At 65.1% G+C, this 22,557-nt stretch carries 21 protein-coding genes, 1 tRNA gene and 1 pseudogene; 11 read left to right on the forward strand and 12 right to left on the reverse strand.

What is annotated here, in order from left to right; all coding sequences use genetic code 11:
- Positions 1-147: 147 nt before the first annotated feature.
- The gene (locus ACGGKE_RS05950) at positions 148-1,323 is read left to right on the forward strand and encodes a VWA domain-containing protein (RefSeq protein ID WP_394440912.1); all 1,176 of its coding nucleotides are present in this window, start codon (positions 148-150) and stop codon (positions 1,321-1,323) included.
- Positions 1,324-1,336: 13 nt separating this feature from the next.
- Here the strand turns inward: ACGGKE_RS05950 and ACGGKE_RS05955 are convergent, their stop codons facing one another.
- Both ACGGKE_RS05955 and ACGGKE_RS05960 read right to left on the reverse strand, forming a co-directional pair.
- Positions 1,337-1,690 carry a hypothetical protein gene (locus ACGGKE_RS05955; protein ID WP_394440914.1) on the reverse strand — a complete coding sequence of 118 codons (354 nt, stop codon included), beginning with the start codon at positions 1,688-1,690 and terminating at the stop codon, positions 1,337-1,339.
- A gap of 5 nt (positions 1,691-1,695) precedes the next feature.
- On the reverse strand, positions 1,696-2,583 hold the full coding sequence (locus tag ACGGKE_RS05960) for an iron-containing redox enzyme family protein (protein ID WP_394440916.1): 888 nt from the start codon (positions 2,581-2,583) through the stop codon (positions 1,696-1,698).
- A gap of 175 nt (positions 2,584-2,758) precedes the next feature.
- Between ACGGKE_RS05960 and ACGGKE_RS05965 the strand changes: the two genes are divergently transcribed.
- On the forward strand, positions 2,759-3,460 hold the full coding sequence (locus ACGGKE_RS05965) for a GNAT family N-acetyltransferase (RefSeq protein WP_394440918.1): 702 nt from the start codon (positions 2,759-2,761) through the stop codon (positions 3,458-3,460).
- A gap of 54 nt (positions 3,461-3,514) precedes the next feature.
- Here the strand turns inward: ACGGKE_RS05965 and ACGGKE_RS05970 are convergent, their stop codons facing one another.
- Positions 3,515-4,117 carry a hypothetical protein gene (locus tag ACGGKE_RS05970; protein ID WP_394440920.1) on the reverse strand — a complete coding sequence of 201 codons (603 nt, stop codon included), beginning with the start codon at positions 4,115-4,117 and terminating at the stop codon, positions 3,515-3,517.
- Positions 4,118-4,274: 157 nt separating this feature from the next.
- On the opposite strand from ACGGKE_RS05970, the gene ACGGKE_RS05975 reads away from it, so the two are divergent.
- Together ACGGKE_RS05975 and ACGGKE_RS05980 are read left to right on the forward strand one after the other, a co-directional pair.
- Positions 4,275-4,487, forward strand: coding sequence for a hypothetical protein (locus ACGGKE_RS05975; protein WP_394440922.1), 213 nt, complete (start codon positions 4,275-4,277; stop codon positions 4,485-4,487).
- Between the two features lie 201 nt (positions 4,488-4,688).
- Positions 4,689-5,045 (forward strand): glycine zipper 2TM domain-containing protein, encoded by a 357-nt coding sequence (locus ACGGKE_RS05980; protein WP_394440924.1) that lies wholly within the window; start codon positions 4,689-4,691, stop codon positions 5,043-5,045.
- A gap of 54 nt (positions 5,046-5,099) precedes the next feature.
- On the opposite strand, the gene ACGGKE_RS05985 is transcribed toward ACGGKE_RS05980, so the two are convergent.
- The 4 genes from ACGGKE_RS05985 to ACGGKE_RS06000 form a co-directional block, all read right to left on the reverse strand.
- The gene (locus ACGGKE_RS05985; protein WP_394440926.1) at positions 5,100-6,029 is read right to left on the reverse strand and encodes an electron transfer flavoprotein subunit alpha/FixB family protein; all 930 of its coding nucleotides are present in this window, start codon (positions 6,027-6,029) and stop codon (positions 5,100-5,102) included.
- A complete protein-coding gene (locus tag ACGGKE_RS05990; protein ID WP_394440928.1) occupies positions 6,026-6,775 on the reverse strand; it encodes an electron transfer flavoprotein subunit beta/FixA family protein in 750 nt (249 codons plus the stop codon). The genes ACGGKE_RS05985 and ACGGKE_RS05990 overlap by 4 nt, the downstream gene beginning before the upstream one ends.
- Positions 6,776-6,875: 100 nt before the next feature.
- Complete coding sequence (sucC, locus tag ACGGKE_RS05995; protein ID WP_394440930.1) at positions 6,876-8,075, reverse strand: ADP-forming succinate--CoA ligase subunit beta; 1,200 nt, start codon at positions 8,073-8,075, stop codon at positions 6,876-6,878.
- A 145-nt stretch (positions 8,076-8,220) separates the two neighbouring features.
- Positions 8,221-8,553, reverse strand: a complete 333-nt coding sequence (locus ACGGKE_RS06000; RefSeq protein WP_394440933.1) for a hypothetical protein — start codon at positions 8,551-8,553, stop codon at positions 8,221-8,223.
- 65 nt (positions 8,554-8,618) lie between these two features.
- On the opposite strand from ACGGKE_RS06000, the gene ACGGKE_RS06005 reads away from it, so the two are divergent.
- The gene (locus tag ACGGKE_RS06005; protein ID WP_394440935.1) at positions 8,619-9,017 is read left to right on the forward strand and encodes a low affinity iron permease family protein; all 399 of its coding nucleotides are present in this window, start codon (positions 8,619-8,621) and stop codon (positions 9,015-9,017) included.
- Positions 9,018-9,025: 8 nt separating this feature from the next.
- On the opposite strand, the gene ACGGKE_RS06010 is transcribed toward ACGGKE_RS06005, so the two are convergent.
- Together ACGGKE_RS06010 and nhaA are read right to left on the reverse strand one after the other, a co-directional pair.
- On the reverse strand, positions 9,026-9,205 hold the full coding sequence (locus ACGGKE_RS06010; RefSeq protein WP_317515320.1) for a hypothetical protein: 180 nt from the start codon (positions 9,203-9,205) through the stop codon (positions 9,026-9,028).
- Positions 9,206-9,287: 82 nt separating this feature from the next.
- The gene (nhaA, locus tag ACGGKE_RS06015) at positions 9,288-10,508 is read right to left on the reverse strand and encodes a Na+/H+ antiporter NhaA (RefSeq protein ID WP_394440938.1); all 1,221 of its coding nucleotides are present in this window, start codon (positions 10,506-10,508) and stop codon (positions 9,288-9,290) included.
- 79 nt (positions 10,509-10,587) lie between these two features.
- Between nhaA and ACGGKE_RS06020 the strand changes: the two genes are divergently transcribed.
- The 4 genes from ACGGKE_RS06020 (at position 10,588) to ACGGKE_RS06035 (ending at position 14,802) form a co-directional block, all read left to right on the forward strand.
- Positions 10,588-12,000: a glycosyl transferase family protein gene (locus ACGGKE_RS06020; RefSeq protein WP_394440940.1), complete on the forward strand. Its 1,413-nt coding sequence runs from the start codon at positions 10,588-10,590 to the stop codon at positions 11,998-12,000.
- A 224-nt stretch (positions 12,001-12,224) separates the two neighbouring features.
- Entirely contained in the window at positions 12,225-13,070 is an 846-nt protein-coding gene (locus ACGGKE_RS06025; RefSeq protein ID WP_394440942.1) for a hypothetical protein, read from the forward strand.
- 59 nt (positions 13,071-13,129) lie between these two features.
- On the forward strand, positions 13,130-14,044 hold the full coding sequence (locus ACGGKE_RS06030; protein ID WP_394440944.1) for a sulfite exporter TauE/SafE family protein: 915 nt from the start codon (positions 13,130-13,132) through the stop codon (positions 14,042-14,044).
- The gene (locus ACGGKE_RS06035) at positions 14,044-14,802 is read left to right on the forward strand and encodes a TIGR02186 family protein (protein ID WP_394440946.1); all 759 of its coding nucleotides are present in this window, start codon (positions 14,044-14,046) and stop codon (positions 14,800-14,802) included. The genes ACGGKE_RS06030 and ACGGKE_RS06035 overlap by 1 nt, the downstream gene beginning before the upstream one ends.
- 123 nt (positions 14,803-14,925) lie before the next feature.
- Here ACGGKE_RS06035 and ACGGKE_RS06040 read toward each other — a convergent pair whose 3' ends face one another.
- The 3 genes and pseudogenes from ACGGKE_RS06040 to ACGGKE_RS06050 all read right to left on the reverse strand — a co-directional run bounded on the left by ACGGKE_RS06040 (position 14,926) and on the right by ACGGKE_RS06050 (position 16,113).
- A complete protein-coding gene (locus ACGGKE_RS06040) occupies positions 14,926-15,345 on the reverse strand; it encodes a hypothetical protein (RefSeq protein ID WP_394440948.1) in 420 nt (139 codons plus the stop codon).
- Positions 15,346-15,382: 37 nt separating this feature from the next.
- A pseudogene (locus ACGGKE_RS06045) lies at positions 15,383-15,490 on the reverse strand (IS5/IS1182 family transposase); the annotation flags it as partial.
- Between the two features lie 547 nt (positions 15,491-16,037).
- A tRNA-Thr gene (locus tag ACGGKE_RS06050) sits at positions 16,038-16,113 on the reverse strand.
- Positions 16,114-16,270: 157 nt separating this feature from the next.
- Here ACGGKE_RS06050 and ACGGKE_RS06055 point away from each other — a divergent pair.
- Both ACGGKE_RS06055 and ACGGKE_RS06060 read left to right on the forward strand, forming a co-directional pair.
- Positions 16,271-17,596, forward strand: a complete 1,326-nt coding sequence (locus ACGGKE_RS06055) for a hypothetical protein (protein WP_394440950.1) — start codon at positions 16,271-16,273, stop codon at positions 17,594-17,596.
- A 273-nt stretch (positions 17,597-17,869) separates the two neighbouring features.
- A complete protein-coding gene (locus tag ACGGKE_RS06060; RefSeq protein WP_394440952.1) occupies positions 17,870-22,534 on the forward strand; it encodes an NAD-glutamate dehydrogenase in 4,665 nt (1,554 codons plus the stop codon).
- Positions 22,535-22,557: the final 23 nt, after the last annotated feature.

A 22,557-nucleotide genomic window follows, 5' to 3' on the forward strand; every position in this document is an offset into this window, starting at 1 on the left:
TCCCTGTTTTCCAATCCCGCCCCGCTTATTTGCCCCATGCGCTGGATAGTGCCGGATTAACCATGCACTGCAACACTTAATGTTCGGACAAGGCAGGCGATTTACGAAAACTTGCATCCGCGCGCGCCCTGTCCGACAAGGCGATCCATGTTGCTCAATTTCCTCGACGCCCTTCGCGCCGCCGACATTCCGGCCAGCATCAAGGAACATCTGCTGCTGCTGGAGGCGCTGGACCGCGACGTCATCGCGCGCCGGCCGGAGGATTTCTACTATCTTGCCCGCGCCACCTATGTGAAGGACGAAGCGCTGCTCGACCGGTTCGACCGGGTCTTCGCACGCGTGTTCAAGGGCGTGCTGGGCGCGGAAGGCGACGAGGCGGAAATTCCCGAAGAATGGCTGCGCCTCGTCGCGGAAAAATTCCTCAGTCCAGAAGAGATGGCCAGGATCCAGTCGCTCGGCGACTGGGACGAGATCATGAAGACGCTGAAGCAGCGGCTGGAGGAGCAGAAGGAGCGGCATCAGGGCGGCAACAAATGGATCGGCACGGGCGGCACCTCCCCCTTCGGCCATGGCGGCTATAATCCCGAAGGCGTGCGGATCGGCGGTTCCAGCCGCCACAAGCGCGCGATCAAGGTGTGGGAAAAGCGCGAATTCGCCAATCTCGACAACCAGAAGGAGCTGGGCACCCTCAACATCAAGGTCGCTCTGCGCCGGCTGCGCCGCTTCGCGCGCGAAGGCGCGGCCGAGGAACTGGACCTGGACGCAACCATTCGCGGCACCGCGCGCCAGGGCTGGCTCGACATCCACATGCGCCCCGAACGGCACAATGCGGTCAAGCTGCTGCTGTTCCTGGACGTGGGCGGATCGATGGACCCGTTCGTCACCTTATGCGAGGAGCTATTTTCCGCCGCGACCGGCGAGTTCAAGAATATGGAATTCTTCTACTTTCACAACTGCCTCTATGAAGGCGTGTGGAAGGATAATCGACGCCGCTTTTCCGAGTGTATTCCCACCTGGGACATTCTGCACAGATATGGACATGACTATAAGCTGATCTTCGTCGGCGACGCGGCGATGAGCCCCTATGAGATCAGCCATCCGGGCGGATCGGTCGAACATATGAACGAGGAAGCAGGCGCCGTCTGGCTCCAGCGCGTCACCCGCACTTATCCCGCCGCGGTCTGGCTCAACCCCACGCCCAAAGCCCATTGGGCCTATAGCCACTCGACCGGCATGATCCGCGAATTGATGCAGGACCGCATGTATCCGCTCACCCTTGCCGGCATCGACACGGCCATGCGGGAACTCACCCGCAAGCGCTAGACAGTTGCGCCGCCTAATGCACCAGCCGGTCGAGCGTCCGAACCAGCCGGCGCACGCCGAAGGGCTTGGTCAGCACCGGCGCGTCGGGGTGCGCGCCGATCACCGGATGCCCCTCCAATCCCGAACAGAAGATATAGGGAATGTCATAATTCTCCAGATCGTCCGCCAGCAGACCGGCGTCGCTGTCGCGCAGCGACAGGTCGAGCACCGCGCCGGCGGGGAAATGCGCCGCCAGCGCTGCCATTCCATCGGTCAGCGTCGCATAAGGGCCATCGACCGCATAGTCGGCATCGGCCAGCATGTCGGTGATCAACGCGGCGATGGCGGGATCATCTTCCACCACCAGGATGCGGCGCTCTTCGGCCATGGCGGTCACTCCAGCCCGAAATGCGCGCGATAGCGGTCGAAGCAGCGCGCGCCGCAGCGCAGCCGGATCAGCGCGCCTTCTGCCATCGCGATGGCGCGGCGCGGATCTTCCGCGACGAGCGGCTTGATCGCTTCCTCGTTCCAATCCGCGCTATGCTTGATGTCCAGCACGGCATGGAGGTCGAAATAGCGGCGCTGGCTGTTCGACAGGCCCAGGCGGCGAAGCGCCTTGGCGGTATACGCCGATCGATCGGGCGCGGTCAGTTCGATCACGCCGAGCGCGCCCACGCTGTGCCAGGCATAGCAGCGTTGCGTCGCCATCGCGGTCATCGCATTCGCCAGCGCCAGGCTTTCCCACACTGTGTGATCGATGCGGGTATCCAGGTCGAGCAGGTCGACCAGCTGCCCCAGCATCGGACCATGCATGCCCTTGATATTGCCGCGGCCCATCTCGTCCCAATAGTTGCGCGCCAGCTCCATCTTGGCCTGGTCGGGCAGCTTGACCTGCGTCATCGCGACCAAGTCGTCGAAGCCCGCCTCGCCGGCCGCCTCCTGCGACAGGAACCAGCGCAGATGGTCCATCTGCGCTTCTTCGGCCAGCCAGGGAAAGAGCAGATCATGCTGGCCCGGACCGGAGGCTTTCAGCTCCTCGAACCAGGCGATGAAGCCATCGACATCAGTCGGCGCCTGCGCGGCCTCTTCGCGCACGTCCGCGCGCAGTTCCTCGATAAAACCATGCTCCAGCCGCAGCATCCGCTGATCCTCGTTGAACCGGTCGGCCGACCAGTCATCGGGGAAGGCGGGCGAGAGACGTCGTCGGTTCCATCGGCTGAGCTGCTGCTGGAACGAGTCCTGCAGAAATTGGGATTCATCATCCTTGAGCTGGGTCGCCACGTTCAGACCTTTCCTATTCCATTGCCGAACAAATCCCGGAGACCAGCGCTGCGTTCCGTCAAAAGCGACTAATCTATGTCAAGGGGGGGGCCGGCGCTGCCTGCGTTGACAGCCGGCGCAGGCTGAGCAATCTCCAGGCCAGCTTATGAACCCAGCTTGTGAACAAGGAGCCGCCATGCACCCGCTCGACGCGCCGATCTGGAACAGTCTGCAGGCCGGCTGGGCGGAGTTGGCGCAGGGCGATGCACATGTCGTGCGGCTTGACCCGGAACATGGGCCCTTCGCCGCCACCGCCTCCGCCGCGCCCGCTGAGATGGCGGCGTTGGCCGGGCTGATCCCGCAGGGCGGGGAATTGTGGCTGCTGGGGCGCGACGCGCTGGCGCCCACGCCCGCAGGCCTCTCCGTCCAGCGCACCGCCCTGCTGGCGCAGATGGTGGCGTATGACCCGGTGCCTGCGTGCGACGACGGGCTGGACTGGCGCGAGCTGGATGAAGCCGACGCGGCGGACATGCACGCGCTTGCGCTGCTGACCAAGCCCGGCCCTTTCCGCGCCCGCACTCACCGCCTTGGCCGCTTCATCGGTGTGCGTGAAGAAGGCCGCCTGATCGCAATGGCGGGCGAACGGATGCGGATGCCCGGCTATGCGGAGGTGAGCGGCGTCTGCACCCATCCCGATTTCCGAGGCCGCGGCCTCGCCGGCCGGCTGATGCGCCAGGTCATGCAGACCATGCAGGCACGCGGCGAAACGCCGTTCCTCCACGCCTACGCCAGCCACGAGAAAACAATCGCCCTTTATCGAGCTGTGGGCTTCAAACTAAGGGCGGAGCTACCGATGAGCGTGCTGATTTCAGATGTTGACCCACCGGCGTTGATATAGCGGTATGGCGACGAAGCTTTGATTTGCCGACCCAGGCTTGGTTCCGCGGTCTATTCAGATGAAATCCTCCAATATGCTCCCGCCCAGCAGGATCAGGTTCAGCGCCACCAGCATCGCCACATTCCACCGCCGATTATTGACGAACAGCAGCGCGATGAGCAACGCAAACAGCGCCAGCGCGCTCAGGCCGTAGATCAGGAAGCCGATCTCGCCCGCCGGTCCCGCCGGCGCTTCGGGCATCGGGTGCAGCGCGTCGAGTATGCCGGTGCCGATCATCGTGGTGACGTTGATGGTCAGCAGCCCGCCCAGCACCATGCGGTTCTGCCGGTCGTACCACAGGTCGAAATCGGGCCAGTCCGCAGGATCGTCGGGGAAGATCAGCGACGCGACCAGATAATAGCCGCCGGTGATCGCCAGCACGGCGACCAGCGTCAGGTTGCTCGCATCCATCTGGTCGCGCGCCATGAAGGCGATGCCCCAGAAACTGGTCAGGTCCTGCATGACGAACAGGCCCAGCAGCGGGGTCAGCCAGCCGATCCGCACCGGCCGCGCCCCGCGCTTGAGCTTCAGCACCCGGGCGAACCCGGCCAGCACCTCGCACAAGGCAAGGCCCAGCAGCAGGCCGAACAATGCGAATACCAGGTCGAACGCCGACATTTGCCCCCCCCTTTGCCCCCGTTGCACTCCATTCGTCGCACATGCGCCAAGGGCCATCGCCCCGGACACGCCTTGGCACATCGCTTTGGAACCGGGCGGCGGTCAACCGGTTATTGGGTCAAACGCCTCCCACGGGGCGCAGCCAAGGAGAAGCAACATGATCCGTACTCTGATCTTCGGCGCCATCGCCGGTTATGTCGGCAAGAAGCTCTATGACGAGGGCAAGCTGACCGAGTTCAAGAATGATCTCACCACCCGCTTCAACGACGCAAAGGCGAAGCTGGACGAACAGCGCGGCGACAGCGACGGCTCCAGCACCGCGCCGGTGGTAAGTCCTGCGACCAGCCCGGCCCAGCCGCTGCCGCACTAAACCGCCTTTTCCCTGTTGATTTCCGGCGGTGCCGCCCCCCCAAGGCGCCGTCGGTCGCCGTCCGCCCGCTGCCGCACTCCCCCTCTCACGGCAGCGGCGGGCGGTTTATTTTTGCCTGGCGAAGGGATGTTACCCTCACGCAACCATCCGGGCGCTCCGGGGGTTGATCCGCCGACAGGGTTAGGAAGAAGGAGACTGATAATGCGCAAACCCATCCTGGCAGCGGAGATCCTCGCCATGCTTCCCCTGGGCGCCTGCACCTCGGACAACTATGGCGGCGGCTATGGCTATGACCGCCCCAGCGACCGCCGTGGCCCGCCTCGGCCCAATCGCCGCCCGCTTCGCGACAATGACCAGATCTACCGCGACCGCGACGGCCGCTATTATTGCAAGCGGGACGATGGCACCACCGGCACCATCGTCGGCGCCATTGCTGGCGGCGTGCTGGGCAATGTCATCGCTCCGGGCGGCTCCAAGACGCTCGGCACCATCCTGGGCGGCGGCGCCGGCGCGCTCGCCGGCCGAGCGATCGACCGCAACGACATCAGCTGCGAATGACATGAAAAAGGGCGCGGAACATCTCCCGCGCCCTTTCTTTCCCATGCCGGGGGATCAGAGCTTCTCGGTCAGCTCCGGCACCACCTTGAACAGATCGCCGACGAGGCCGATGTCGGCCACCTGGAAGATCGGCGCGTCCTCATCCTTGTTGATGGCGACGATGGTCTTGCTGTCCTTCATGCCGGCCAGATGCTGGATCGCCCCGGAAATGCCCACAGCGATGTAGACTTCCGGCGCAACGATCTTGCCGGTCTGCCCGACCTGATAGTCGTTGGGGACGTAGCCGGCATCGACGGCGGCGCGGCTGGCGCCGATTGCAGCGCCCAGCTTGTCGGCCAGCGGGAAGATCAGCTGCTCGAACGTCTCCCCGTCCTTCAGCGCGCGGCCACCCGACACGATCACCTTGGCGCTGGTCAGCTCCGGCCGCTCCAGCTTGGCAATCTCGGCGCCGACGAAGGAGGACAGGCCCGCGTCGCCGGTCGAGGCCACCGCCTCCACCGTGCCCGAACCACCCTCGGCCGCTGCTTTTTCGAAAGCGGTGCCGCGAACGGTGATGACCTTCTTGGCGTCCTTCGACTTCACCGTGGCGATCGCGTTGCCGGCATAGATGGGCCGGGTGAACGTATCTGCGCTTTCCACCGACAGGATGTCGCTGATCTGCATCACGTCCAGCAAGGCCGCAACGCGTGGCGCGATATTCTTGCCGTTGCTGGTCGCCGGCGCAACGAAGGCATCATGATCGGCCATCAGTTGCACCACCAGCGGCGCGACGTTCTCGGCGAGTGCATGGCCCAGCGCGGCGTCGTCGGCAACATGGACCTTGCCCACGCCAGCGATCTTGGCCGCGGCTTCGGCGACCCCGCCGACGCTTTCACCGGCCACCAGCAGATGGACTTCGCCCAGCTTGGCGGCGGCGGTGACGGCGGAGAGGGTGGCGTCCTTGACCGCGCCGCCTTCATGTTCAACCCAGACAAGCGTCTTCATGCGGCAACTCCCATGGACTTGAGCTTGGCAACCAGTTCATCGACATCGGCGACCTTGACGCCGGCCGAGCGCTTGGCGGGCTCAGCGACCGAGACGGTCTCGAGCCGCGGGGCGATGTCGACGCCGAAATCGGCGGGCGTCTTCGTCGCCAGCGGCTTGGACTTCGCCTTCATGATATTGGGCAGCGACGCATAGCGCGGCTCGTTGAGGCGCAGGTCGGTGGTGACGATCGCCGGGGTCGACAGCTTGACCGTCTCCAGGCCGCCATCGACCTCGCGCGTGACACTGACCTTGTCGCCTTCGACCTCGACCTTGCTGGCAAAGGTGCCCTGCGGCAGGTTCAGCAGCGCGGCCAGCATCTGGCCGGTCTGGTTGCTGTCATCGTCGATAGCCTGCTTGCCCAGGATAATGAGGCCAGCCTGCTCTTCTTCCTGCACCTTGGCGAGCAGCTTGGCGACGCCCAGCGGCTCCACCTCCTCATCGGTCTGGATCAGGATGGCGCGGTCCGCGCCCATGGCGAGCGCCGTGCGCAGCGTTTCCTGCGCCTTGGCAACGCCGATCGACACCGCCACGACCTCTGTCGCCACGCCCTTTTCCTTCAGGCGAATGGCTTCCTCGACGGCGATCTCGTCGAACGGGTTCATGCTCATCTTGACATTGGCCAGGTCGACACCCGTCCCGTCCGCCTTCACCCTCGGCTTCACATTATAGTCGATCACCCGCTTCACGGGCACAAGGATCTTCATTTCAACATCCTCCTTATGAAAACGCCAACGCGGGCGCGGGCAGTCCGTTTCCGGACCACCCGCACCCCGTTGGATGTCTGAGTCTAGGCGGAGAGAGCGATCAGGCCGCCTTCCTCACTTCCGCCACGATCTTCTTGGCAGCGTCGCCCAGATCGTCCGCCGGGACGATGGCGAGGCCGGACGAGGCCAGAATGTCCTTGCCCTGCTGGACGTTGGTGCCTTCCAGGCGCACCACCAGCGGAACCGCCAGGTCGACTTCCTTGGCCGCGGCGACGATGCCCTCGGCAATGATGTCGCACTTCATGATGCCACCGAAGATGTTGACCAATATGCCCTTCACCGCCGGGTCCTTCAGGATGATCTTGAAGGCCGCGGTCACCTTCTCCTTGGAAGCGCCGCCACCGACGTCCAGGAAGTTGGCGGGGAATTCGCCGTTCAGCTTGATGATGTCCATCGTCGCCATGGCAAGGCCAGCGCCATTCACCATGCAGCCGATATTGCCGTCCAGCTTGATGTAGGCGAGGTCATATTCGCTCGCCTCGACTTCGGCCGGATCTTCCTCGGTCAGGTCGCGCAGTTCGGCAATGTCCTTGTGACGGAACATGGCGTTGCCGTCGAAGCCGACCTTGGCGTCGAGCACGAGCAGGTTGCCCTGATCGGTCAGCGCCAGCGGGTTGACCTCGATCTGCTCGGCATCGGTGTCGAGGAAGGCGGCGTAGAGCGAGGACGCCACCTTGGCGGCCTGCTTCGCCTGGTCGCCGGTGAGGCCCAGCGCGGCGGCGACGGCGCGGCCATGGTGCGGCTGGAAACCCGAGGCGGGATCGACCGAGAAGCTGTGGATCTTTTCGGGGGTCGAGTGGGCGACCTCTTCAATGTCCATGCCGCCTTCGGTCGACACGACGAAGGCGATGCGGCTGGTGGCGCGATCGACCAGCAGCGCCAGGTAGAATTCCTTGGCGATGTCGGCGCCGTCGGTGATGTAGAGGCGATTGACCTGCTTGCCGGCTTCACCGGTCTGGATGGTGACCAGCGTGTTGCCGAGCATGTCGGTGGCGTGGGCCTTCACCTCGTCCAAGTTGAAGGCCAGACGGACGCCGCCCTTGGCTTCGGGGGCCAGTTCCTTGAACTTGCCCTTGCCGCGGCCACCGGCGTGGATCTGCGACTTCACGACATAGAGCGGCCCGGGCAGCTTCTTGGCGGCCTCGACCGCTTCCTCGACCGAAAAGGCGGGATAGCCGGCAGCGATCGGCGCGCCATATTTCGCCAGCAATTCCTTGGCCTGATATTCATGAATATTCATGGGCTCGCCCGTCCTTTTGCGTTGAACCTGATGTCCAGCGGCTAAGCACAGGCGGAATCGGCTGGCCAGAAGATTTTGCAAATTCACTCTGCAAAATTGCAAATCGGCGCAGGCTTTTGTGGCGGCCAGGCTTGCAAAACCGCGCTTAAAAGGAACAGGAAAGAGCCGCCTTCCCGGTCACCGCAACGATCTCCGTATCGCCCAAAGCGCGCAGGTCATGCAGCAGCCGATCGACCGACATCGGTTCGCTGTGAGACTTGCGGAACGCGCCAAGCGACTGAAGCTTGCGAAGCTGCGTCAGGCTGAGCCGGTCGGCCATCCGCTCCGCCATGCAGGCGGACATGCGCGGCGACAGCCCCGCCTGTTCCAGCCCGGTGCGCAGGCGCGATTCGGGCGAGAGGCTGGAACAGGCGCCGAGCAGCGCGAGCAGCGCGGGCAGCAGCACAGGAGAGAGCAGACGAATAGGCATGGCGATCATGCGCCTGTCATGGCACCGCAGGGCTGAACGATGCCTAAACAGGCCAGACATAAGGACATGCGCTCATGGACAGGATTTTTGCCGCGCTATCGCATCGGATCGCCAGCTGGGCAGGGCAGCCGGCGGCCTTCATACTGGCCGCCTTGGTCGTCCTGCTGTGGCTGGTGACGGGACCGATCTTCGCCTATTCCGGTACGTGGCAGCTGGTCATCAACACCGGCACCACCATCGTCACATTCCTGATGGTGTTCCTGATCCAGAATGCGCAGAACCGCGACGGGTCCGCCATTCAGGCGAAGCTCGACGAACTGATCCGGGCAGTGGAGGGCGCGCGCAACGAATTTATCGGCATCGAACATCTGACCGAAGCCGAGCTGGAGCGCATCAAGCGCGTCCTGGAACAGGCATGTGGCGACGACGCCACGCACAAGCTGTCGATCGAGCGCCTGATCGAGCGTCGCTGACATGCCGTTCAATGGGCGCGGATCGTCATCGCCTCATTTTCGCGGCGATAGGCGTCGATCCTATCGCCATAGCCGCGCGCCAGCCCTTCATAGGCGGCGCGCCCCTGTTTCGAGGGGCAATATTGCGCGCGGATGAGCGACATCTGCTGACGCAGCAGCAGATAATTGACGTCGGTCTCCCTGATCATGATCGCCCTCCTCCGGTTTGACGGGTCTGGTCGAAACATATGGCCGCGAGTCCTCGCCGGCCAGGGAATAGCTATAGCATGTTCAGGCCGCTCGGCGAACCGCCTTGTCGCGTTTCCTGGCCGGTGCGGCCCAGCGCAGCACCGCAAAGCCGGCCAGCGCGGAGAGTACCGAACCCATCAATATGCCGCCCTTGGCTTCTTCGACCAGCAGCGCCTGGCCCGGGAAGGCGAGCGCGCCGATGAACAGGCTCATGGTGAAGCCGATGCCGCACAGCAACGCCATGCCGTAGATTTGCGTCCAGCTCGCGCCCGACGGCCGCTCGGCGATGTCGAGCCGCACCGCCGCCCAGATTGCGCCGAAGATGCCAAGCTGCTTGCCGACGAACAGCCCCATAGCCACGCCCAGTGAAAGCGGCGCGAACAACAGGCCGAACATTTCCGCATTGAGCGCCAACCCGGCATTGACGAAGCCGAAGAGCGGAATGATCGCATAGGCGCTCCAGGGATGCACCGCATGTTCCAGCCGGTGGAGCGGACTGTCCTCGGCATCGGGCGCGCCCGGGGTGCAGCGGATCGGGATGGTGAGCGCCGCCAGCACGCCCGCCACCGTCGCGTGCACGCCCGACAGCAGAGTGAGATACCAGAGGAAGCCAAAGCCGATCATGTAGGGCAGCAGCGACTTCACGCCCGCGCGGTTCAACCCGTAGAGCAGCGCCAGCACCGCCGCCGCGCCGCCAAGCGCCGCAAGGTCCAGACCCTGGGTGTAGAATAGCGCGATGATCGCCACCGCGCCCATGTCGTCGACGATCGCGACCGCGGTGAGGAACAGCTTGAGCGAGGCCGGCGCACGATCCCCCAGCAGCGCCAGCACTCCGATGGCGAAAGCGATGTCGGTCGCGGCGGGTATGGCCCAGCCATTGGCAAGGTCCGGCCGCGACGCCGTCACCAGCAGATAGACGATTGCGGGGACGATCATGCCCGCCGCCGCCGCCAGCACCGGCAGACGCCGCCGGTCCCAGGTGGACAGGCCGCCGTCGAGAAATTCTCGCTTGATCTCCAGCCCGACGACCAGGAAGAAAATCGCCATCAAGCCGTCGTTGATCCAAAGATGGACCGTCATCGGCCCAAGCTTGGGCGACAGCGTCGGCCCGACCTGCGCATGCACCAAATCATGGTAGAAATGCCCCGCCGCCGGCAGGTTTGCCAGCACCATGGCCAGCGCCGCCGCCAGGATGAGCAAGACCGCACCGCCCGCTTCCCCCGCCAGGAACTGCCTGAGAGCCGAAGATGGGCGTTGCAACATACGCAAATAATTCCTCTGATGATCGTGCAGGGGGGTTGGAGAGCGGCGGCGCTGATGGCATCCTCTCCCCCGATTGGGCATGGGGGTCAAGCCTTTGGGGGAAGGAACGGCCGCGCTATTCGTCGCGCTGCATCATGAAATCCTGCTTTTCGCCGCTGTCGGCCTGGCCCTCGGCGGCCTTGATGATTTTGTCGTCGACCTCCTCTTCTTCCTGCGCACGACTTGGCGTGACATCACCATTTATGCGCGCTTTCCACGGATGACCACGTCCGGCCTGCCCGCCCCCGAGCATCCCGGCAAGATCGCGATCTTCGTTCCCGCCTGGCAGGAATCCGACGTCATCGCTCCCATGCTGCGCCATGCGCTGCAAAGCTGGGGCGACGGACGTTATCGCATCTTCGTGGGCACCTACCCGAACGACCCTGCGACCATCGATGCGGTGGGGCAGATCGCCGCGAATGACGACAGGCTGATGCTCTGCATCAATGACCGTCCCGGCCCTACGACCAAGGCGGACTGCCTGAACCTGCTATGGCGCGCGATGCTGGCGGAGGAGACGGCCGGCACATTCCGCTACAAGGCCGTTGTTCTTCATGATTCCGAGGATGTCGTCCATGCCGACGAAATCCGCCTGTTCGACTTCATGGTCGACCGGTTCGACCTGGTGCAACTGCCCGTCCTGCCGCTGCCAGGCCGCGGCGGTTGGTGGCGGCGCGCGATCGCCGATCATTATGGCGACGAATTTGCGGAGAGCCATGGCAAATTGCTGACGGTGCGCGAAGCCGTCGGCGCATCGGTCCCCTCCGCCGGCGTGGCCTGCGCCTTCGAACGCAACATGCTCGAAGCGCTATCCCGCGACTCCGCGCAGGGTCCTTTCGATCCGGGATCGCTGACGGAAGATTATGAGGCTGGCCTTCGCATCCGCGACATGGGCGGACGCAGCGCCTTCGTCCGCATGCGCGACGCCAAGGGCGAACTGGTGGCGACGCGCGAATATTTTCCCGACACGATCGGCGCTGCGGTTCGTCAGAAGGCGCGCTGGACGATCGGCATTTCGCTCGCGGGATGGGATCGGCTGGGGTGGCAGGGCGGCCCGGCCGAATGGTGGATGCGCCTGCGCGACCGTCGGGCGGCACTGGCCGCGCTGGTGCTGTTCGCCGCCTATCTGACGCTGCTCCTGTCCCTGATCCTGTGGCTTTGGGGGCAGATCATGCCGGTGCCGCACCGCCCCTTGTCGCCGGCCATGGCGGCGCTGCTTTGGCTCAACCTGTTTCTTATGCTCTGGCGCATGGCGATGCGATTGCTGTTCGTGTCGCGCGCCTATGGCTTGCGGGCGGGCCTGGGCGCCGTCCCGAGGACCTTTATCGCCAACTATGTCGCGATCCTGGCCGCGCGGCGGGCCGTATTCCTTTATCTGCGCTCGCTCTCGGGCCACCCGCTTCACTGGGACAAGACTCAGCATCATTTCCCCGACCTGCAGGCGGATTCATGATCAGGTCGGTGCAGGGGCGTCCACTGCGTGTCTTCCTGATGCTCATGGTTGGCTGGATCGGCCTGCGGCTCGCGGCCCATGTCGAGATCCCCGCTGCTCCACCGACACGGGCCATCGCTGCGCATCCACGACAGAAGCCGACCTTTGCCGCCGCGACGACGCCTGCGCGACCACAGGCCATCCGCCCGCCATATCGGGCGGCATCATCGGCCTTGTCACTCCTGATGCCGCCTTACCTGGGCTATGCCCGACGCGCCCCTGGGGCAAAGACCAGCACCGCCAATTTCGGCGAAACCACCGATTTGCTGGATTTCATTCGCTTCACCGTCGCCTTCTCCAATCGCCATTTCGCGAGCCAGGACATGAGCGCCGCGCCTTCGCCCATTCCCTTCGCGGCGCCTCCGGCAGCGCAAGCGGCGCAAACGCCCGCTGATCGGTGGCAGGCAAGCGCCTGGCTTCTGCTCCGCCCGAACGGCGCCAATGATGTGCAGGCAGCAACGGTGGGCCGCCTTGGCGGATCGCAGGCCGGGCTGCGGATCGACTATGCGCTTGCGCCGCGCTCGCCGCATCGCCCGGCCGTCTACGGCCGGATAACCAGCGCCCTGCATAAACCCGCAGCGCCCGAAGCGGCCGTCGGCCTCGCCATCCGACCTCTGCCCGCACTGCCCGTCAGCATCGGCGTCGAGCGGCGCATCGCGCTTGGCAACGGCGCGCGCAACGCCATGGCAGCCGTCGCCGCCGGCGGTTTCGGCCCGGTCGACATCGCGCCCGGCTTGCAGGCCGAAGCCTATGCGCAGGCCGGGATCGTCGGCTTCAACAGGCGCGACGCCTTCGTCGATGGGCGCTTTGCTTTGTTCAAGCCGATCGAAGGCACGCCGGTGAAGGTCGGCGCCGCCATATCGGGCGGCGCCCAGCCTGGCGTCAGCCGGCTCGACATCGGCCCCGAGATACAGGTGCGCCTGCCTCTGCCCCGCACGGCCGCCCGCCTGTCGATCGAATGGCGCGAGCGGATCGCCGGCGACGCCGCGCCGTCGTCCGGCATCGCGATCACCCTGGCGGCGGATTTTTGAACCCCGGGGTCCAAGCCGGCTTTATATCGTGCCGCTTTGCGATTAGGCCCTGAAACGCCATGGATCTTTATCTGCCCATCGCCAATCTGTCGGTGAACGCGCTGGTCATCATTGGCCTTGGCGGACTGGTGGGCCTGTTGTCGGGCATGTTCGGCGTTGGCGGAGGCTTTCTGACGACGCCGCTGCTGATCTTCTACGGCATCCCCCCCACTGTCGCGGCCGCTTCGGCAGCGTCGCAGGTAACGGGCGCGAGCGTTTCGGGCGTGGTCACGCACATGGCGCGAAAGACCGTCGACTTCCGCATGGGCGGCGTGCTGATCGCCGGCGGTATCGTGGGCGCGGGCATGGGCGTCTTCATCTTCCGCCTGCTGCAGAGCCTGGGCCAGATCGATACCGTCATCGGCATTCTTTATGTGCTGATGCTGGGCGGCATCGGCGGGCTGATGGCCAAGGAGTCGATCCAGGCGCTGATCGCCCTCAAGACCGGGCGCAAGGCGCAGGCGCGCAAGCGGCGCCACCACCCGCTGGTCGCAGCGTTGCCGATGCGCTGGCGCTTCTACCGGTCGGGCCTCTATATCTCGCCGCTCGCGCCGCTGTTGCTGGGCATGGCGACCGGCATCCTCACCATGTTGCTGGGCGTAGGCGGCGGCTTCATCCTCGTGCCGGCGATGCTGTATCTGCTGGGCATGACGACCCAGTCCGTGGTCGGCACGTCGCTGTTCCAGATCCTGTTCGTCACCATGGCGACGACCATGATGCATGCGATGACGACCAAGGCGGTCGATCTGGTGCTCGCCATGCTGCTGCTGATCGGCAGCGTCACCGGCGCACAGATCGGCACGCGCATTTCCATGACGCTGCGGCCCGAATATCTGCGCATCCTGCTGGCGGCGATCGTGCTGTTGGTGGCGGCGCGCATGGCGCTGGGCCTGGGCTGGCGTCCCGACGAAATCTTCACGATCGAGGTGCGCTGATGCTGCGCCGCGCCAGCGCCCTGATCGCGGCCGCCCTGCTGCTGACGGGGGCGGACGAGCCGCAACTGGTGCCCGACGTGTCGCAGCGTGAAGTGCAGATCCAGTACAGCTTTACCGGCGCCGACCTGCTGCTGTTCGGCGCGATCGTCTATCCGGGCGGCGTGAGACCGGACAAGCCGGCGGATATCGTCGTCGTGCTCAAGGGCCCCGAACAGTCGATCCAAATGCGCGAGAAGCAGAAGGTCGCGGGCATCTGGGTCAATGCCGACAGCGCGCGCTTCGAATCCGCGCCCAGCTTCTACGCCATGGCGTCTTCCCGTCCCATCGCCCAGATCGTCGATGAACGCACTGCCGCCATTTACGAGCTGGGCGTGGACAAGCTGCAACTATCCCCCTCCTCGCTCAACGACAGCGCGGAACTGGACCGGTTTCAGGCGGGCCTGGTCGATTTGCGCGACCGCGCCGGCCTGTTCGTCGAGCGCCAAGGAACGGTGGAGATCACCGACGGCGTCCTCTACCGCGCGCGCCTGCCCCTTTCCGCACGCGTCATCGTGGGCGATTATACGGCCGAAACCTTTCTGGTGCAGGACGGCCGCGTCGTCGCAGCGGCGGTGCGCGACATCACGGTGCGCAAATCGGGCTTCGAGCAGTTCATGGCGGTGGCGGCCGAACAATGGCCCTTCTTCTACGGCCTCACCGCCATCGCCCTGGCCGTGAGCATGGGATGGGCCGCCGGCGCGATCGCACGGCGGCTCTGAAGGCAGCGCCATGGTGGCGGGCAGCGGAGTTGCAGGAAATGGTGCCGCATGGGTGCAAAAGATGGGCACTCAAATCACTGGATAATTTACGTCTGTCGCCGAAAAGCTGCTCAAGATTGTGATCTATACGGCATATTCCGCGACATCGTCCTCGGGAGGCCAAGGTGGGTATATAATCGGCTTCTCGCCAAAGTGCCGCAGAACCGACCGCTCGCGACGCTCTATCACATCCTCATTCGGATCGATGGCGTCAGGGTAGATATACGCAACTTCAAATCTGCCGTCGCGGATTAGATACTCCATCTCCATCCACCGATCATCACCCTCCTGCATTTCCCACAGATCGAGAAGCGCGTAAGGCAGCCTCTCAACGACCGGCCACCGATACAGAATTTGATTGCCAAGTTCCTTGAAGATCGATTCTCCGATCATGTTGTGATCGAGCTGTGCATAGAGCAACGTGGGCTCGAACGGATATTCGCTATCTTCCGCCAGCAATCGCCCGATCTCATTCAGCAGGCCTTCCGCTTCATCACTTGCCATGGCTTTATTCCGATCGTTCGTTAGGGTCGAGACGCGTTCAAAGCCAGAAGGCCCCTGCGGCAGCGGCCTACGGCTGACAGGAAGTTCGGGCGAGCTTGTCGTATCGGGTAGCGACGCGACGGAAGTCCTTTAGGCGGCAGAACAAGGCCTAGACGCGCCAGCGGTCCTTATAGCGGCGCTCATCATATTGGATCGGGCGCTTTCGACTACGACGACCGGGATCACCGAGATCGTGCTCTGCTCGCGCACGGCAGCCCTGATGCGACGCGGACCGTTTCCACGTACCTGTCGCCCCGCCACCGCCAAAGCTCCCGCCTCCGCCGTGGTATCGTCCTGTGCCAGAAAATGTGAAACGCCCATTTTCCGGATCATGCCAGGGATTGAACTTGCACTCGACCCGATTGCCATTTGGATAGGAAAGGAGGGTTCCTGTGCGCAATCATATCGGAAAGGCGCGACGCCATTCCTCTTCTGACATCTCGATCATACTGCATCACCCCGGCAATGAGGTGAGAACATTTCAGAAACATTATCCAACAAGTCAAGCCGGTATAGCCTGTAGTTCCAGCTTCATCTGTTAAATATACGTCGGTCCTGCGCATACTTACGAGCGCGCAGGTCAACACGGCCGGTTCTTAGATTGTCGTCAATGGGGTCTGTCGAAACTCAGCATTCCCGCTGATTTCAAAATATGGTGCCGCAGAAGGGACTCGAACCCCCGACCCCAACATTACGAATGTCGTGCTCTACCAGCTGAGCTACTGCGGCGTTGGCGCGGGCAGATAACAGCGGTTGGACGATAGGACAAGCCGGCAAATCGCACCGCCCCCCGCTTTTCTTGCGGCCCGTCTTTACGCCCTCTTTACCATCCCGTGCCACAGTCGAGTCCCGGGCAAGGCTTTGCAGCATATTAGGAACCGACTGGATGGACACTCTGCGGGGGCATGACGTCGCCAACGACCAGGATGATTTCGACAGCGGCGATGACGCCGCGATCGAAACGCCGCCTGCGGTCGGCTCCGACGAGCGCCGTATGCAGGTGCGCGCCTATAATTACTGGGCCTCGCTGCTTGGCGACCGGCCCTTGCCCTCGATCGAGGATCTGGCGCCCGAACAGCTTGAGGATTTCGGCCCCAACAGCGTGCTGCTGGATTTCAGCACCGGCCTCGAAAATCCCGCTATCGTCTATCTGGGATCGGCGCTGCGCCAGGAATGCGAGATCGAAGGCGCGATCGACTATATTGACGATGTGCCAGCGCGGTCGCTGCTGTCGCGTCTGACCGACCATTATCTTCAGATCATCGCCAATGCCGCGCCGATCGGCTTCGAAGCCGAATTCATCAACCAGCGCGACGCGGAAATCCTCTATCGCGGCATCCTGATGCCCTTCTCGTCCGATGGCGACACGATCGACTTCGTGTTCGGCGTCATCAACTGGAAGGAAGTCGTCAGCAGCGAGATACTGCAGGGGCTGGAGCAGGAAGTCGGCGACGCGCTGCGCAGTGCGCCCGCCCAGCGTCCGGCTACGCCCATCTGGGCGGATGGCCCCGCCAGCGACAGCATGGCCGCCAAGAGCGGCACGCGCCGTTATGATGATGCGAGTGAGGATGAGGAGGACGACACGCTCGACCTCGCCGGCATGGAATGCCCGGCCGAAGACGCGTCGCTCGCCGACTGGCTCGCCCTCGCCCGCGATGGCGCGGCCCGCGTGCGGGTCAGCGAAGCGCGCAGCCATGCCGCTCTCTATCGCGCCGTCAGCCTGTGCTATGACTTCGCGCTCGTCGCCCGCGCCCGCCCCGATGACTATGCCGAGTTGCTGGCCGACTATGGCATCAAGGCGCAGGCGCGCAGCCCGATGACCGCGATCATCAAGCTGGTTTTCGGCGCCACCTATGACAAGACGCGGATTACCGAATATGCGACCGCGCTGGATCATGCGCTGGCGGCTGAGCTGGGCGTAGGCATGCTGGTGGAATATCTGGCGACCTATACCGGCGGGCTGAAGGCGGTGGTGCGCGACGAGCGCGCCAAGCGCCGCGCGGCGCTGCCCGCGCGTCCCGATCGCCGCCAGAGCGCGCGCGACACGATCAGAAACGCCGCCGCGCTGGACCCCGTGTCCGTCTCGACCGATCCCGACGGCCTGGCCGTGGTGGTGGCGCGTCGGGAAAAAGATGGCAGCCTCTCCATCATCGCCGCCCTGCCCGAAGGCTCGGATCTGGGCCAGCGCGTAATCGTCGCCGCCGCACGTTGACGCTTCCGTCGGATGGGGCGCTGATGCCGCCCCTCGACATTCGTCTGCTGCCGCGCGATAGAAGCAGCCTGCATTCCCCGTGCGCCTCCTGCGCGCCATGTTGCGCTGCATCTTTTTATTTCAAAGACTCGAAATTTTATTTCGCGCAATACTTGAGCCGCCCTTCTCCGGAGCGCATATAGGCGCTCCCGAGCCGAGGAGTCGCATGGCGGCCATCCAGTGCCTCCTCCGTTCAGACAAGGGCGGGCGATACCGCTGTTGAGAGGTGAGCGAATGACGGCGCTGGCTGAAGCGAAGAACAAGGAAGTCGACACGAGCATCCTGGAGGCGCTGCAAGGCGCGCTGAGCAAGGGTGCGCTACCGGGCGAGAGCGAAGGTCTGGACCAGGCGGCGCTCGCCGCGGCGGCGGGCTTTCTGGGACGCGTCGCCAATGGCCGCCGCCCGGGCGAAAGCGCGATCGCGATTGAGACGCTGGGCGAAGGCGCCACTGGCCGTTTCATGCGGCTGGCGATCATCAACGACGACATGCCGTTCCTGGTGGATTCGATCGCCAATGCGATGGCGGCCGCCGACGTCACCATCCATCGCCTGCTCCACCCCATCCTGTCCGTCGCCCGCGATGCCGATGGCGCCCTGTCCGCGGTGCTGGACGATGACGCGCCGGGCGCTCGCCGCGAATCGATGATCTATATCGAAGCCGACCGGGCGGACGCGAAGGCGCGGCGCGCGCTCGAAAAGGCGCTGTCCGAGACGCTGGAGGATGTCCGCGCCGCCGTCGCCGACTGGGCGCAGATGCAGTCCGCCATGGCCGCGGATGCCGATGCCGTTTCCGACGAGGAAGGCGCGGCGCTGCTGCGCTGGTTCCTGGCGCGCCATTTCACCCAGACCGGCCATGAAGTCGTCGCCCGCGACGGCAGCAGCAGCGCGGCGCTCGGCATCTGCACGCGCCACGAGCGCGCCCTGATCGCGCCCGCGTCGCTCGACGCCGCCTTCACCTGGTTCGAGGAAGGCAAGCGCACGCCGCTCATCATCAAGTCCAGCCGTCTGTCGCGGGTCCACCGCCATGTGCTGCTGGACCTCATCATCATCCCGATCCGGTCGGGCCGGGATGTCACCGCCCTTTCGATCCACGCCGGCATGTGGACGAGTTCCGGTCTTGCCGCGACGCCGGACAAGGTGCCGCTGCTGCGCTCCGCGCTCTCGACGCTGATGGACAAGTTCGGCTTCGATCCGATGAGCCATGCCGGCAAGACGCTGGCCCATGCGCTGACCGCCCTGCCCCATGACATCACCATCGGCTTCGATCGCGACACGCTGGAGCGGCTGGCGCTCACCTTCATGTCGCTGACCGATCGCCCGCGCCCGAAGCTGGCGCTCGCGACCAGCGCGCTGGCGCGTCACCTCTATGCCTTTGTCTGGCTGCCGCGCGACGAACTGTCGACCGCGCGCCGCGTCGCAGTGCAGGACATGCTTGCGAAGGCCGCCAACGGCCCGGTGCTCAGCTGGTCGATCGCACTGGAGGAAGGCGGCCTTGCGCTGCTGCGCATCACGCTCGACCTGCGCGACGGCGGCATCGTTCCCGACGCGGCGGCGCTGGACCGCCAGTTGCAGCAGATGGTGCGCGGCTGGGTGCCCGCCGTCGAGGAGAGCCTGGCCGAGACCGAGGAGCCCGGCCGCGCCGCGGCTCTGGCGCAGCGCTACGCCGCCGGCTTCCCGCTTGCCTATCGCAACGGCGCCGGGCCGGCCGAGGCCGCGATCGACATTCGCCTGATCCACAGCCTGTCGGGCGCGGGCGACAAGTCAATCCGCATCTATCGCAATCCCGAGGATTGCGTCGAGCGGCTGCGCCTGAAACTCTACAGCCACGACACCATCGCCCTATCGGAAGTGGTGCCCGCGTTCGAGAATTTCGGCTTCCGCGTGATCGAGGAGATGACGACGCCGATCGACGGCGGCGCGCTCGGTCATGTCCAGCGCTTCGTGCTGGAGCTGCCGGCCGGCGGCGATGCCGCGGCCGTGGTCGACCGCGCCAGCGTGGTGACCGAAGCGATCGCGCAGGTGCTGGAAGGCCGGGCGGAAAATGATCGGTTCAACGAGCTGATCGTTACCGCCGGCCTGTCGCCCCGGTCGGTCGTGCTGTTCCGCGCCCTATATCGCTATCTGCGCCAGACCGGCGTCGCCTACGGGATGGCGACCTTCGCCGAGACGCTGCGCCGCGCGCAGGATGTGACGCTGAACCTCGTCGCCCTGTTCGAGGCGCTGCATGATCCGGCAGCCCAGACCGATGCGCAGGAGCGCATCGCGGCGGCCGAAGCGGCGATCGACGCAGGCTTGGAACAAGTCACGGCGATCGACGAGGATCGGGTCCTGCGCCTGCTGCGCGCGGTGATCGACGCGACGCTGCGCACCAATTTCTTCGGCGCGGCCGCCGCCGAGGCGCTCGCCTTCAAGCTGGACAGCGCGCAAATTCCGGGCCTGCCGGCGCCGCTGCCGTGGCGTGAGATCTGGGTGTACAGCCCGCGCGTCGAGGGCATCCACCTGCGCGCCGGGCCGGTCGCTCGCGGCGGCCTGCGCTGGTCGGACCGGCGCGACGATTTCCGCACCGAAATTCTGGGCCTCATGAAGGCGCAGCGAGTCAAGAACGCGGTCATCGTGCCGACCGGCGCGAAGGGCGGCTTCTATCCCAAGCAGCTGCCCAGCCCGCAGGTCGACCGGGACGCCTGGCTGGCCGAAGGCACGGAAAGCTACCGCATCTTCATCCGCGCGCTGCTGTCGGTCACCGACAATATCGTGCAGGGCAATGTCACGCATCCGGCCGACGTCGTCGTGCGCGACGGCGACGATCCTTATTTCGTCGTCGCCGCGGACAAGGGGACCGCGACCTTCAGCGACGTCGCCAATGCGATTGCGCAGGATCGCGACTTCTGGCTTGGCGATGCCTTCGCCAGCGGCGGCTCCAACGGCTATGACCATAAGGCGATGGGCATCACCGCTCGCGGCGCATGGATTTCGGTGCAGCGTCATTTCGCCGAAATGGGCATCGACGTGCAGAGCGAGCCGGTCAGCGTTGTCGGTTGCGGCGACATGTCGGGCGACGTGTTCGGCAATGGCATGCTGCTGAGCAAGGCGATCAAGCTGGTCGCCGCCTTCGATCATCGCCATATCTTCCTCGATCCGACGCCCGATCCCGCGCGCAGCTGGGAGGAGCGCAACCGCCTCTTCCAGCTGCCGCGCTCCAGCTGGGAAGATTATGACAAGTCGCTCATCTCCAAGGGCGGCGGCGTCTTCTCGCGCAGTCTGAAGCGCATCGCGCTGACGCCCGAGATGCAGGCGATACTGGACGTCACCGACGCGGAGATGGAGCCCTCCGCGCTTATTTCCGCCATCCTCAAGGCGCCGGCCGACCTGCTCTGGTTCGGCGGCATCGGCACCTATGTGAAGGCCGCCGCGCAAAGCCAGGGCGATGTCGGCGATCCGGCCAACGACCGGCTGCGTGTCAACGCCGAGCAGTTGCGCGTGCGCGTGATCGGCGAAGGCGCGAACCTGGGCGTCACCCAGGCGGGCCGCATCGCCTTCTCGCTCAAGGGTGGGCGCATCAATACCGACTTCATCGACAATAGTGCCGGCGTCGATTGTTCGGACAATGAGGTCAACATCAAGATCGCGCTCAACAAGGAGATGGCCGAAGGCCGCCTGCCCTTCGACGCGCGCAACGCCCTGCTGGAAAGCATGACCGATGCGGTCGCCGACCTGGTGCTGGAGGATAACCGGCTCCAGGCGCTCGGCCTCTCCATCGCGGAAGCCGGCGGCGGCGACGATCTGGCGAGCTATGTCCGGCTCATCGAAACCTTCGAGGAATCGGGCCGCCTCGATCGCCAGGTCGAAGGATTGGCCGCCAATGACCAGCTGCTCCGGCGCGGCCAGGATGGCCAGGGCCTGACGCGGCCGGAACTGGCGGTACTGCTTTCCACCGCCAAGCTGGCGCTGCAGGACGCGATCGAGCATGGCGACCTTGCCAGCGACGACAGCATGATCGGCGAACTGATGGCGGCCTTCCCCCCGGCGATGCAGGACAAGGAAGCCGATGCCATCGCCGCCCATGCGCTGCGCAAGGAAATCATCGCGACCAAGGTGGCGAACCGGATTGTCAATCGGCTGGGCCTTATCCACCCGTTCGAACTGGCCGAGGAGGAAGGCTGCTCGCTCGCCGATCTCGCCAACGCCTTCCTGATCGCCGAGCGCCTCTACGGCATTGGCGAGCTGTGGGCGGATATCGACGCGGCCGACATGAGCGAGGATGCGCGCCTTGGCCTCTTCGCCACCGTCGCCAGCGGGATGCGCGCGCAGATCGCCGATATCTTGCGCGCCCTGCCCGCCGGTACGCTGCCGGCGCAGGGGCATGAACGGCTGGTTCCCGGCGTGCACAAGCTCGCCTCGCAGGTCGACGACCTGCTGACCAGCGAGGCGCAGCGGCGCACCAGCGGCGTGACTGACCGGCTGCTCGGCCTCGGCGCGCCCGAAGGGCTGGCGCGCCGCGCGTCGGGGCTGTTCAAGCTGGACGGCGCCGTGGGCATTGCCGCACTCGCCGCGCGGATGGATGTGGACGAGCTGCTGCTGACCCGCGCCTTCACCCATCTGGGCGAGGCCGTCGGCATCGACTGGGTGCAGTCCACCGCAGCGCGCATGGAGCCGTCCGACCCTTGGGAGCGGCTGCTCATCTCCGGCGTGGCGCGCGACATGCAGCAGGTGCGGCTCGACTTCCTGGCGCAAGCAAAGGGCCAGGATGTTTCCGCCCATGTCGAGGAATGGCTGAAGGCCAAGGGACCGCGCATCCGCCAGTTCCGCACGCTGGTCCAACGGGCCAAGGCCGCGGCCAACCCCAATGTCGCCATGCTGGCGGAAATCGCCGGACAGGCGCGCGGGCTGCTGGGACGCTGATGCGACATGAGGCGGGACATGTG

This window comes from Sphingobium naphthae (assembly GCF_043589935.1).
Taxonomy (GTDB): domain Bacteria; phylum Pseudomonadota; class Alphaproteobacteria; order Sphingomonadales; family Sphingomonadaceae; genus Sphingobium; species Sphingobium naphthae_A.

What these genes read in the sequence shown, in the direction of transcription:
- ACGGKE_RS05950 (WP_394440912.1), top strand. Translation starts at nt 148, where the DNA reads ATGTTGCTCAATTTCCTCGACGCCCTTCGCGCCGCCGACATTCCGGCC.
- ACGGKE_RS05955 (WP_394440914.1), bottom strand. Translation starts at nt 1,690, where the DNA reads ATGGCCGAAGAGCGCCGCATCCTGGTGGTGGAAGATGATCCCGCCATC.
- ACGGKE_RS05965 (WP_394440918.1), top strand. Translation starts at nt 2,759, where the DNA reads ATGCACCCGCTCGACGCGCCGATCTGGAACAGTCTGCAGGCCGGCTGG.
- ACGGKE_RS05970 (WP_394440920.1), bottom strand. Translation starts at nt 4,117, where the DNA reads ATGTCGGCGTTCGACCTGGTATTCGCATTGTTCGGCCTGCTGCTGGGC.
- ACGGKE_RS05975 (WP_394440922.1), top strand. Translation starts at nt 4,275, where the DNA reads ATGATCCGTACTCTGATCTTCGGCGCCATCGCCGGTTATGTCGGCAAG.
- ACGGKE_RS05980 (WP_394440924.1), top strand. Translation starts at nt 4,689, where the DNA reads ATGCGCAAACCCATCCTGGCAGCGGAGATCCTCGCCATGCTTCCCCTG.
- ACGGKE_RS05985 (WP_394440926.1), bottom strand. Translation starts at nt 6,029, where the DNA reads ATGAAGACGCTTGTCTGGGTTGAACATGAAGGCGGCGCGGTCAAGGAC.
- ACGGKE_RS05990 (WP_394440928.1), bottom strand. Translation starts at nt 6,775, where the DNA reads ATGAAGATCCTTGTGCCCGTGAAGCGGGTGATCGACTATAATGTGAAG.
- sucC (WP_394440930.1), bottom strand. Translation starts at nt 8,075, where the DNA reads ATGAATATTCATGAATATCAGGCCAAGGAATTGCTGGCGAAATATGGC.
- ACGGKE_RS06000 (WP_394440933.1), bottom strand. Translation starts at nt 8,553, where the DNA reads ATGATCGCCATGCCTATTCGTCTGCTCTCTCCTGTGCTGCTGCCCGCG.
- ACGGKE_RS06005 (WP_394440935.1), top strand. Translation starts at nt 8,619, where the DNA reads ATGGACAGGATTTTTGCCGCGCTATCGCATCGGATCGCCAGCTGGGCA.
- ACGGKE_RS06010 (WP_317515320.1), bottom strand. Translation starts at nt 9,205, where the DNA reads ATGATCAGGGAGACCGACGTCAATTATCTGCTGCTGCGTCAGCAGATG.
- nhaA (WP_394440938.1), bottom strand. Translation starts at nt 10,508, where the DNA reads ATGTTGCAACGCCCATCTTCGGCTCTCAGGCAGTTCCTGGCGGGGGAA.
- ACGGKE_RS06020 (WP_394440940.1), top strand. Translation starts at nt 10,588, where the DNA reads ATGGGGGTCAAGCCTTTGGGGGAAGGAACGGCCGCGCTATTCGTCGCG.
- ACGGKE_RS06025 (WP_394440942.1), top strand. Translation starts at nt 12,225, where the DNA reads ATGCCGCCTTACCTGGGCTATGCCCGACGCGCCCCTGGGGCAAAGACC.
- ACGGKE_RS06030 (WP_394440944.1), top strand. Translation starts at nt 13,130, where the DNA reads ATGGATCTTTATCTGCCCATCGCCAATCTGTCGGTGAACGCGCTGGTC.
- ACGGKE_RS06035 (WP_394440946.1), top strand. Translation starts at nt 14,044, where the DNA reads ATGCTGCGCCGCGCCAGCGCCCTGATCGCGGCCGCCCTGCTGCTGACG.
- ACGGKE_RS06040 (WP_394440948.1), bottom strand. Translation starts at nt 15,345, where the DNA reads ATGGCAAGTGATGAAGCGGAAGGCCTGCTGAATGAGATCGGGCGATTG.
- ACGGKE_RS06055 (WP_394440950.1), top strand. Translation starts at nt 16,271, where the DNA reads ATGGACACTCTGCGGGGGCATGACGTCGCCAACGACCAGGATGATTTC.
- ACGGKE_RS06060 (WP_394440952.1), top strand. Translation starts at nt 17,870, where the DNA reads ATGACGGCGCTGGCTGAAGCGAAGAACAAGGAAGTCGACACGAGCATC.